Here is a 1,404-nt window from a genome sequence, read left to right on the forward strand (position 1 = left end):
GGAGGCGTCTCAGCGACGGCGGGCGCCGCGGGCCCGTTTGGGGGCCGTTGCTGCTACTGGTGGATGCCCAGGAATTTGGCCGTGGCTTCGTGGCCTTTTACCTCGAGCTGCCAGTCGGGGCGTTTGAAGGTGGCGGGGGTGAGGCGGACGTTTTGGACCTCCTGGGCCTTGCCGCCCCAGGCGGCGCGGGTGACGCCGTTGAGCTCGTAGCCGAGGGAGCGTGAGACGCCCAAAGACTGCTGGTTCCAGGCGGCGGCCTCGGATTCCGCCACTTCGGCGCCGAGCCAGTCGAAGGCATAGAGGGCGACGGCGGCCCGCATTTCCTTGCCGAAGCCCCGGCCGTGCACGCTTTGCCGCAGCCAGGAGCCCGTGGTGACCGTCTTCAGCGTGGCGAAGTCTTTGGCCTCGACGTCCTGGCATCCGACGAACTCGCCGTCGTGCCAGATGCCGAGCAGGAGGGTCCACTCCTGCGGTGTCATGTTCCCGCGGCACCGCCAGTACCACTGCGCCATGTTCGGGCCGAGCTCCTCAGCGGGGGATTCGGCCCAGGGCCTGCTGAAGGGGCTGCGGCCCGGCTCGTGCACGCCGCTCAGGGCGGCTGAGACCGCGGCCGGAATGTCCGCGTCGCGGATGGGGCGCAGCTGAAGACGCGGGGTGGTCAGGCTCAAGCCGAAAGGGGGCCAGTAGTCGGCGGGTTCAGTCATCGCAGGAAGCCTAGCGGTGCCGGCGGGCGGATGCGAGTCACGGCCGGGCTACTCCGCGGGGACGTCCCAGCTGATGTGGCGCCGGACGTCCGTGAGGTTCATCGATTCGGCCAGGAACAGGTCATCGAGCATGTATTCGTCGACGCCCAGGATGCGGAGCCAGTGCCCGTAACCGTCCTGCTCTGAGCCGGCCCCGGGCGCGTCCAGCCAGCGGCTCGCAACGCAGACGCCCGTGCCGGCGTCAATCCTCAGCAGTGTGCGTCCCGGACGGCATAGCGGGGCTCCGGGATCGGCGGGACGGTAGGAGAGGTTCGGGCTGACCGTCGATTCCAGGGCCGGCCGGCCCTCGTGGTCTACCTCCGTGATGGGGCCAAGCTCGACGGCGTTGGAGTTGGGGAACTCCAACGGGACGGGGGCGTTCCCCGCAAGCTCCACCGGGTCCAGGACGGCGGCGAACCTGCCGTTGCCGAACGACGGCTCGCCATAAGCTGCCTCCGGGCGGCGGCGCACCAGCCCGTCGTCGTCGTACACCGGAGTAACCAACTGCGGGGGCAGGAGCCAGGTCTTCCTCGTGGAGCTGATATAGAAGCCGCCGCGGGAATCATTGATGCCGGTGGTGCTGCCGATGACCAGTCCGTCGGCAGTCTCCAGCCGCAAGGCACCGGGCCGGCGCAGCCACCCCCTGACGAGGTCGCCGGGG

2 protein-coding genes are annotated in these 1,404 nt (G+C 69.6%); both read right to left on the reverse strand.

Features of this window, described 5'->3' with window-relative positions; genetic code table 11:
* Window positions 1–53: 53 nt before the first annotated feature.
* Window positions 54–704: a GNAT family N-acetyltransferase gene (locus tag LQV45_RS32445; RefSeq protein ID WP_230011681.1), complete on the reverse strand. Its 651-nt coding sequence runs from the start codon at window positions 702–704 to the stop codon at window positions 54–56.
* 48 nt (window positions 705–752) lie between these two features.
* A partial coding sequence (locus LQV45_RS32450; protein ID WP_230011682.1) for a hypothetical protein occupies window positions 753–1,404 on the reverse strand: 652 nt, incomplete at its 5' end.

Source organism: Microbacterium sp. Bi128, from assembly GCF_918698205.1.

Excerpts from the sequence above, each read along its gene's own strand:
- LQV45_RS32445 (WP_230011681.1), bottom strand. The coding sequence starts at position 704 with ATGACTGAACCCGCCGACTACTGGCCCCCTTTCGGCTTGAGCCTGACC.